This is a genomic window from Lactobacillus kullabergensis, assembly GCF_003151025.1.
In the GTDB taxonomy this organism is placed as follows: Bacteria; Bacillota; Bacilli; order Lactobacillales; family Lactobacillaceae; genus Lactobacillus; species Lactobacillus kullabergensis.
In genome coordinates this window covers 825,991-836,558 of sequence record NZ_CP029477.1, presented here as the reverse complement: position 1 = coordinate 836,558, position 10,568 = coordinate 825,991, and the positions used below count along the sequence as shown (strand labels likewise).

General features: G+C 37.8%; 1 protein-coding gene. It reads right to left on the bottom strand.

Annotation, left to right across the window (positions count from 1 at the left end):
* Window positions 1-160 precede the first annotated feature (160 nt).
* Window positions 161-10,336, bottom strand: coding sequence for an SLAP domain-containing protein (locus DKL58_RS04070; protein WP_109586197.1), 10,176 nt, complete (start codon window positions 10,334-10,336; stop codon window positions 161-163).
* Window positions 10,337-10,568 lie beyond the last annotated feature (232 nt).

Genomic DNA, 10,568 nt, shown 5'->3' with positions numbered 1-10,568 from the left:
GATTTGCAGAAAAAGAAGAAAACACGTCCCCTTTAAAAATAACTAATTGTAATAGTTATTAAAACTTTTATTATCTTTGATCCGAAAATACAAAAGAAGTGCCACAATTGTGACACTTCTTTCATGATATTTAAGCTGTATGTTTTAAAGCTCAAGTTATTTAAAAGTTTGCTTTTTTAACAAAACGTCCTTTTGTAGTAATGAAATATCTCTTACCATTTATTTTGACTGAATTACCATAAGTTTTAACGGACTTACGCTTCTTCAGCACTGTCTTGCCTACGCGATGACCATACTTGTTGTATGTGTACGCATTATGCTTCAGCTTTAATTTCTTCGCATCAATATTGCCACTGGCTATATAGAGTCCATCAGGTAAGGCATAGTATGTCCGACCATTGATCTTCTTCTTGCCTGTAGTTTCAACTACCGAGCCTGCATTAAAGATCAGCTTATTCGCACGTTTGCCGCTTTCATTATAGAGGTAGGCATTATGCTTCAAGTTCTTAGCAACAGTTACAACAGGTTTCTCAATAGTATTGACATTTGTTGGTACAACTTCTTCATTTGCTGATTTTGAAGCAGTTATCAATTTAACGTTTGCTGCTTTCACAAAGCGGTTCTTACCAATAGTAAAGTATTTCTTACCGCGGATCTTAACGGCATCGCCATAAGTATTCAGCGTCTGCCCCTTCTTGTAAATGCCTGACTTCTTAACCCGCTTGCCAAGCTGGTTATAGATATACGCATTGTGAGTCAACTTTTGCTTAGTAGCCTGTGCATTACCCACAGCAACATAGTACTTCTTATTCTTGGCACCTTGATCAACTAAGATGTAGTATTCTTTACCATTTATCGTCTTAGTACCATAGATAGTAAGGATTGAACCAACACCTAAAGTAATCTGGTTAGCCCGTTTGCCAGTTTCGTCGTACAGGTACGCATTATGCAGCAATTCGACTGCAGAAGAGTTGGTTAAATCAACATCCGAATCTTTATCCTTGCCATCGTCTTTATTGCTGTTAGCATTGTCGTCAGGCTTCTTATTTGGATCAGTTACAGGAGTTACTGCAGAACCGCCTCCAGCACCTGAACCACCACCGTTATTATTTCCGCTTTGAATAACCTTGTCGATTGTTGACGGATCAGAACTGTCTTGATGAATAGTATCTATCCCTTCATCACGATGCTTGTCTATATCATCACTGCTATTTGATTGATCAATTTTATCTTTGGCATTATCTTTTTGACGGTCAATCTCATCCTTAACTTTTTGTTTTTCACCGTCAGTTAAGTCAGTGCCATCTTGGTGTTTGCCCTTATTATTGTCAACATCCTTTTTAGCGTTCTTAGCAGCATCATCAACGGCACCTTTGGCAATTTCCTTTTCAGCTTCAAGTTTATTCTTTTGAATCTCATCATAAGAATTGCCTTCAGTGTGTTTGTTTTTGTCAAAAGCATTTTGGATTGAAGAAGTATCAGCATCTTCACCAAATTCTTTATGAATCTTGTTGATAGCCTCTTTTGCTTTATCAGCAATCTCCTCATCAGCCTTGTCTTTGCTGATTTTATTTGCCTTATTAATCTCAACTTGGATATCGTCTTTAGCCGTGTCAACTACCTTATCAATATTAGTCTTCTTACCAGTAGGATCATCACTAGGTGCATTAACTTGATCAACTGCTTTATTACTATCTGTAACGTGCTGATCAACATTATTAATAAGTTCTTGCTTAGTTTTATCGTCTAAATCTTTATTATTGTTAATCTCAGTTTTGGCCTTGTCAGCAGCATTTTTAATTTCTTCCTTAGCTTTAAGTTTATTCAAAGCTGTAATGCCTTTATCGTAGGCAGAACTGATATCCGGAATATTGTCAGCCTTATTGATGCTGGCTAGAGCATCAGTTATATCTTTAATATGATCCTTATACTTTGGATTAGCTCTCTGGTCACTAGTTAATTTGTCATATTCACTTTGTAAACCATTAGTGCCATTTACAGCATCATGCTTATCTTTAACAACCCATTCAGAAGAATTTTGCCAAATCTGATCAATGCTAGTTCCAACGTGATCTTTATCTTTTGGAACATTGTCAACATCTTTGATAGCTTCAATTTTTGCTTTTTCAGCATCATAAGCATCATCAATAGCCTTAATAGCTTCCTTCTTTTCAGAATCAGTTAACTGCGACTTATTAATAATATCATGAGCCTGATTCTGCTTGTCTTTCAAATGGCCTTCTGCCTGGGTTTTGGCTCCGGCAAGATCTGCTTGATCAGTAATATTTGAAATACCAGGAACATCTTTTCCAGTTGAAGGATCTTTGTAGCCGTTCTTGGCCTTATCAATTATAGCTTGAGCATCGTTTTTGACTTCATCAGCAGTTCTATCGGTAGTACCATCCTCTCCTTTGACAGGAATATCATTTATTTCTGTCTTACTCTTGTCAAAGATATCCTGTACTTTTTGCTTTTCCGTATCTTGATCAGCTGCCGATAAACCAGAATCTTCAATCTTTTTATCAGCTTCATCCTTAATATCTTGCAGCTCTTTGATAGCATCTTGCTTAGCTTCGTAAATATCCTGTTTATTCTTAGCTATATCGTAGATCTTATCTACACCGGCTTGGCCGAAGTTAATTGGCTCATTATTTTCTGGAACACCTTTTTCGATATTAGACAGCTTATTCTTTGCTGCCTCCAAGTCAGATGCAGTTGCATTCTCAGGTAAGGTAACTTTGCTAATTTTGTCTTTGGTACTTTGCACAACTTCATCAAGTTGCTTTTGCAAATCAGCCTTTTGCTCATCACTTAAACTAGAGGCAACTGAACTGATATCATCTTTTCCTTTGACATAATCATCAATAGCAGCAATCTGCTTGTTCTTTTCAGCTAGCAAATCACTTGGCAACTTAGCCTGATCGATAGCATTTTCTCCAGCCTGCTCAATATCAGCTAAATTGTCACTGTCTTTGGCGCCATATATGTTGCTGATAGCGCCTTGCAGAGCGTTATTGATATCTTTTTCGCCTTGGCTAATTTCATTAGCATCAAGATGATCACTCTGCAAGCCGTTCTTTGCAGTTTGAGCATGCTGCTTCAACTTGTTAATAGCTTCATTCTTAGCTGCAAAGCGATCAGTTAAACCAGTAATTGCTGAAACCCCATCTTGTGCGGCCTGATTCATAGCGTTGTTAGGATCGTTTACATCATTTTTAGCACTTTGAATGTTTTGCGCAGCTTTATCGCGTTCAGCTTTGATCTGGTCTCTCATTTGATCAGCCAGATTTGGATCATCCTTAGCGATCTCGTCTGCTATAGCAGAAGCCTTATTGACGGCATCTTGCAACTGAGTTAACGCATTTGTCAGTGATTCTTCTTTACCAATTTCAGCGCCGATTTGACTTAGATCATTTTTGTTCTGGTTCTGGGCATTAGACAAACTACCTCTATCGGTGGCCGAGTTTATCCTAGTTTCACCATCTGAACGAGCCTGATCAATTTTGTCTTTTAGCTTATCATATTGGTCTTGACCCAGTTTCTTATCGGCTAAATCCTGATCAATCCGTTGTTGCAGCTTGTCTGCAGCACTTTTTAGATCATTTTTAGCTGCAGCTTTATCATTTGCAAGTTGAGCATCCTTACCTGTCTGCTCTATACCCGTAATAGCACTTTGACCTTCTTCTTTAGCTTTATTAACTTTGTCAATAGTATCTGATTGATCTATTTTGTCTTTAGCCTTATCACGTTCGTTGTTAATAGCATCTTTGTCAGTTGGATCATTTTTACCAGCTTCAATTGCTGCTTGGTCCAAGTCAGACTTAGCCTTGTTTTTAGCTGCTTGCAATTTAGCATCAGATAGTGCCTTGTTAATGTCCACTAATCCAGTATTCTTTTCCGTATCTATCTGGTCAGCAGTGGCACCATCAACCTTGGCTACAGCGCGATCATGCGCTTCTTGAGCCTGGTTCTTAAACTTATCCTTTTCGTCAGTACTTAGATCAGTTAAGCTATCAATTTGATTAGTGACTCCAACATAATTTCCGCCGCCATTGAGCGCTTGGTCAAGTTCATCAATTGCTTGATTACGTTGATCTCTTATTTCATCTGCATTAGAAGCAGAAGCAATATCAAGGATATTTTGGATGCTTTGGATAGTGTTGCCCTTAATCTTATTAACTGTTGCAATATCACTTGCTGCGTTTATATCTTTCTCACCAAGATCGGTAACAGCTTTGACTGCATCCTTATCTTTTTGGTTTGTGAGTTGGGTATTTGCTTTAGCACCCGTTTCTTTAATTGCAGTTATTGCGGTAGCTTTGGCAGCAGCCAAGTCAGCACTTGTTTCTGCCTTGTTAATAGCAGCTATTGCATCTTTAGTAGTTTTTTCTACCTGGTCTTTATTAGTTGCGTTCCTAATACTATCAATTGCATCGCTTGAACTTTGCTGAATAGTATTAATAGCGTTATCAAATGCGTCCTTAGCAGCTGTTTGTTCACTTTCACTAAGACCATTATAAATTTCAGTCAAACGGGAAGTAGCGTCATCTGCAGCAGTAGAAATTTGATCAATGGCACTTTCCTTATAGCTGTCAAGACCGTTACCTTTTGCTTCTGCCGCATCAATTGCCAGTTCACCATTTTGTTCTGCAAGATTAGAAGCTGGGATATCTTCTTGCTTATCGACCTTATCGACATTAGCCTTCGCCTCATCACGAGCAGCTTTGATTCCGGCAATAGTGGAGTCCTTCACTGTCTGAGCAATATCTGTTGCATTGCTAATGCGATCAATAGCTTTTTGAGCATACTCATCAAGTTTTTGCTTGTTAATAACTTTATTAATGTTCAGATCGCTGATGACATCATCAATAGCTGCTTTGCCTTGTTGAGCTGCTTGAGTAACTTGTTGAATAGAAGATGTACTTGCAGAATTAATGTTCTTGACTGCTTGATTGTATTGTTCTTCAACTTTATTACGTAACTGATTCTTATTATCACTCGTAACTTGATCCATATTGCCAATTTGCTCTCTAATTTTGCTTCTCTCAGTAAGCAAGTCATTTAGAGCTTGATCTTTGGCAGACTGCAAGTTTGCAGCTTCCTGAATCTCAGTCAGTTTCCTCGTACCATTTGTAAGAGCGTCATCGATATCGTCTTCTTTACCTGCTGACTGAATAGCCGATTGAGCATTATTGAAGGCATTTGAGATTTGGTTATAATAATCGTTCTTTTCGGTAACACTTAAATTAGGATCTGTGGTTATTTGTGTATTAGCATTATCGCGAGCCTGTCTTAATTTCTTAATAGCTTCATCACGCTTTGCTACCAAATCTTTTGTTGCTTCGTCATCCGAGATACTGTCAACAATGCTTTGAATATTCTTTTTGCCTTTATCAGCATCATCATTAATATCTGAAACATTAAGGTCACCTGTTACTGCTTGAACAGCTTGGTCATAGGCATTGTCAATCTGGTTTAATTTGTCTTCCCAGTCCTTGTCTTTAAGTGAACCCTTATCATGTGCTGCAGAAATGGTCTCTCTGGCTTTATTCTTGGCAGTTTGCAAATCAGAAATTGCTTTAGCACGTGCCGCAGAAACCTGTGCATCGTTTAAGTCCCTGGTAATATTGTTTGCACCATCTTGAGTAGCTGATTTAACAGTGTCTTCATCTTGAGCAGCAGCAATCTTATCTTTGGCAGCTTGTGCATCTTGATCGATCAAATCTTCATAGTGTTTCTTGTTTGATTGACTAAGTTGACTGTCAGGTATGCTTTCAATCTTTTGCTTGGCAGCCTTTGCCGCCTCGTCAATTGCTTGAGTAGCTTCTTGACGAGCCTTTTTGATTACACTATCGCCCTTATTCTGAGCATCAGCAACTATACTGTCAATTTTACCTTTGGCTGTTGTCACAGCATCATCTATCTTTGCAGTGTCAATATTACTTAAACCGTTAATACTGTCGTCAGCAACCTTCTTAATTTGATCATGGTATGTCTTTTTATCTTCGTCACTTAAGCCTGTTATATCATTAATAGCTTTTTCAGCATCTTGTTGCTTTTTCCTAATTTGTGCAACAGCGTCACTTACCTGATTGTTACGCTTACCTAACTCTTGCTGCTTAGTCAACAGATTGTTCAGAGCAGTGATACCGTCATTTCTGGCTCCGTCAATTGTTGTAAGCGAGTCAGCTTGATCAACCCTTTGAGTATATCCTAGTGGATTGGTATTATTGCTTAAAATCTTCTGGGCCTGCTTCTTGGCATCGTCAATATTTTGAGCGGTCAAGCCGGAAATGTTGCTGATTTGATTTTCAACATCAGCTTCAACATCAGCTAATTTCTGTTTAGAAATTGCTTTAAGCACATTCTTTTTGGCAGTATCTTCTGCAGTTGCTACTGCGCTAGAGTCCGCTGCCTTATCAATATTTGCCAACCCATCACTAATTGCTTTTGCAATATCGCTATTTGAGTTAACTGATAAATCATTTTGGTTAGTAACAGCAAAACCTTCAACTTCAGCCTTTGCTGCAGCTTTATCAAAAGCTGTCTGTGCTATAGCTTCTCTTTGCTTTATAGCCGCAGCATCTGAAGTACCGTAAATAGATTTGCTTGCATCATAGCTTGGGTCGCCAGGTTTAGCAGTCGCAATTTTAGCAGCATTATCGATTGCATTTAAGTACTCTGCTTGATCTGCTGCTGCAAGTCCTGATTTCTGCACTCTCTTTTTGGCTGCTTCAGCTGCTTTATTAATATTGGCAGCTTCCTGATCTGCATATACCTGTTTGATCGCTTCAAGACCTTCTGAGCCGTCAGGGTCATCGCCATTGATGACTTTATGTACAGCATCATTTAAAGAATTTTGAATATCAGTCGTTTTGTCGCTGTGCTTAGAAATTTCATCTTTAGCGGCATCTTGCAACTTTTTAATTGCACTGATAGTGTTCTTAAGAGCATCAATCGTATCTTGAGCTTCTTTTTGGTGACCTTTAACTGAATTTTCATCAGAATCCTTATCAATGTCACCTTGATCTGCAGCAATTGCTTCTGGACGTTTAAGTCTATCAGTTAAACCGTTAATCTCTGCTTTTTCAGTGTCGCTTAAGTTAGAATCTTTTGCAGTTTCTGCTATATCAGTTTTTACCTGTTCAATCTGCTTATTAAGATCAGATTTGATAGAAGCCTTATAGTCAAGAGCAACTTTATCTATTGCCTTTATTCCCTCGTCTCTAGCACTAGCAACATCATCGTTATTTTGTGCAGCCTTAACCTGGTCAATTGCCTTATCTCGCGCTTGATTAATTGCCTGAGTTTGTGAAGGATAATATCCAGATTGTTTACTTGCCTCATTATTCAAATCATTAATGGCATTAGTTTTATTAGTTTCAATTTGAGCTGAACCATTAGCAGCTTTAATTGCATCATCAATAATCTTTAAAGCAGCATCCCGACGCGTGTTTACAATCGAAATCGTATTTGCATCAGAGGAGTAAACAGATGTGTCCTTGTTAGCACTATTGATGGTCTTTGAAGCTGCTGCAGCAGCTTGAGTCATCGCGTCATTAAATGCTTTATTTTGCTCATCTGTCAAATTATTAGGCTTATTATTTTTAGCAGTGTTAATTGCATCATTAATAGCCTGGGCTGCTTGATCGCGAGCTTCACTCAATGTCAGAATATCCAAAGTTATTTTGACAGGCTTACTGGTATCAGTCGGATCATATCCAATGAAGTTAGCACTCGGAGACAACTCAATACTATAATTTTTATTAAATTTAATGGTTCTATCTGCCGGAATATTAATGGTAAATGAACCATCGTCATTGACAACAGCAGCGTACTGGGTTGGTAGAGGATTTAGTGAGCTATTCTTAGAGTCTCTATACGTATCATCAGTTCCAGCATAAGGATTGGGAACTCCATGATTCTTATCATCCTTATCTGGCCATGGAATTTTTTTGCCCTTATCGTCAATAATATTGGCGGCAATGTAAGCTTTAGTAGCTACCGGCATAACCAAACTAAACGGATTCTTGAGATTCTTCAAATCTTCATCCGGTCCATCTATTTTAGGGTCATAACCTATTACGCTTCCTGCAGCACCTGAAATAGTATTTGAACCATCGTCATTTCTCTTGACAGCCACCTTGCTAGTGTCAATATCCAGAAAACCACTTGGGTTGGCAGGAATAAAGGCAATATTATTATAGCCAAAGTTATCGCTATTGTTGAATGCTCTTTGAATAATATCAATAAAAAGATCGTCAAAAGTTTTATTGCTGCCTGCAGTTTCTTCTAAAGATTCTTTCACATCTGTTGGTAATTTTTCATAATCAATACCAGCAGCTGTTATCTTGGCTTTTAATTCATTTAATTTATCAACATTTAGCTGCGTTTTCCCATTCAATAGCTCAAGTTTGTCTACGAGAATGGTGCCTCCCCGTTTTTTTCTAACATTTAAAACGTGGAATGGCGGTAAAGTAAGTTTGCCAAGTCCAATGTTTAAATTAGTAAGATCGAATTGTTGCCGTACGTTTGTTATAGTAATATTATTTTCACCAACGATACTGGTATCTGAATTCTTGTTAGCCTGCGCATTCAAAATTAGAGAGGTGGGGTTATTGACAATTAAGGTACCACCCTGAACGTCTACTAACGTAATAGGTTTTTTACCGTCTCCGGCACCGGTCCCGTTACCAATGTCGGTGGAACCATCGAGAACAATATTAAAAGCACCGTTTTCAACATCAGCTTTGCCTTTAACCAAGACTAAAGTTCCACCATAGTCACCCATGTCCTGACCTTTGACATTTAAGGTGCCCTTAGGCTTAATGTTAAAATTACCACCATCATAAATAAGGTAGCCGCCACCATTTGCGTCACTGATGTTACCGTTAGTAGTAATATTTACTGTACCATTGGTTTCAATATTGAAACTAGAGTTAGAATTCCGTAGATATATCGCTCTACATTTGCTGTTATTGCGAGTTCCCTTATATGGATATACCTTTGAGTTATCAGTCATATTAATATTCAGTTCGCCGGCAACGTTTACGGTGCCTTTACCAGTAATAGCAATAACAGTAAAGGGTCTATTCCATTCACCTCTTGAACCATGAGAACCGTCATACTCTAATAACGGCGTCAAATTAACAACGGCACCTTGATCAACCGTAACAACGTCATTATCGCTTTCCATTTCAATCACGCTGCCGCCAAAAGTAGAGCCTGTGAATGTACCGTCTACAAATTCAACACTACAATTTGGACCAGTGAACTGAAATAACTGCTGGTTGTCACCGTCAGAATTTCCTTTAACCGTTCTTATTACGTTATCACCACGAAAGAAGATGTGAGTGTTCCGACCAGAATAAATTAACTGAGAACCTTCAAATGTTGTATTTATAAAGGTAATGTTGGCATATTGATTATTATTTAGCCCACCAGTATCAAATACGCCATAATAATCTGTGCTTGTCATTGCAACATTTTCAAAAGTTACGTCAAAGGAATTACGCTGAATAATTTCAGGGTGGTTTCGTTTAAAATCAATTAAATGTCGCGTATTCCCATCAGATATGATGCGCAACGTTCTTCCGGGAACTCTACCAATGGACTTCCATCCACCACCATCTGGGGCAGCAATATCATTCATGATACGAATTTCGCTCACATTTGCATTAAGTAAAGCAGCACTAAATTCGTCCCAATCTGTGACCTGCTTAACTTCGCTAGCAGTAGCATCCTTTTTTGCATCTTTATCAACTAATTCAGGATCCTGAGAATCAGTTTTTTCAGGATCATTCGTTTCTGAAGTATCCTGATTTGTGTCATCATCAGTTTTAGCTGGATCCTTAGCATTACTTTGATCCTGATCAGGGGTTTTGGAACTGTCGTCAACAGTATTATCCTTATCCTTGTCCTTGTCCTTATCTTTTGAATCATCAGTCTTGGAATCCTCAGTTTTGTCTGTAGAATCTTTTCCTGCAGTAGTTGGTTTCTCAGTATCGGTACTCTTTAAAAAAGAACTCAGACCAGAAAATGTAGTTAAGTCTGCATCCTTTTTCGTTGAGTTACTTTGCTTGTTTTCACTTGGAGTTTGGGCTTTATCTGCTGTTTGATCAAGCTCAGTCTGAGACTCATTAGTTTTAGTATTAATTTCTTCCTTTGCAGGATCAACAGTATCAGCCTTAGCGGTCTGACTATTCAAGCCAAAAAAAGTAAAACCGAGCAAGACAGAAGCAGCACCAATTGTCAATTTACGAATTGAGAAGTGGTCTTGCTTTGCCTGCATTTCCATTTTACGTATTCTTTCTCTATTATTATTTTTACCTAGCATAAAATAATCCTTTCTCAAAAATACTATTTATAGCAATATTTTAATGCTAGGTGTATTTTGTGTCAATATAGTATTCATTATAAACTAGTCTTAAATAACATATAGATAAAAAATAAAAATTTAGTTTTTTTAAATAACTTTAAAATATCTTAATTTATCTATAAATATAAGGTTTATTCTGATATAAAATAACATTAATAATTTATAAAAAAACGGAAATTTGTAATATTTT

Coding starts and splice junctions, on each gene's coding strand:
- DKL58_RS04070 (WP_109586197.1), bottom strand. CDS start 10,336: ATGCTAGGTAAAAATAATAATAGAGAAAGAATACGTAAAATGGAAATG.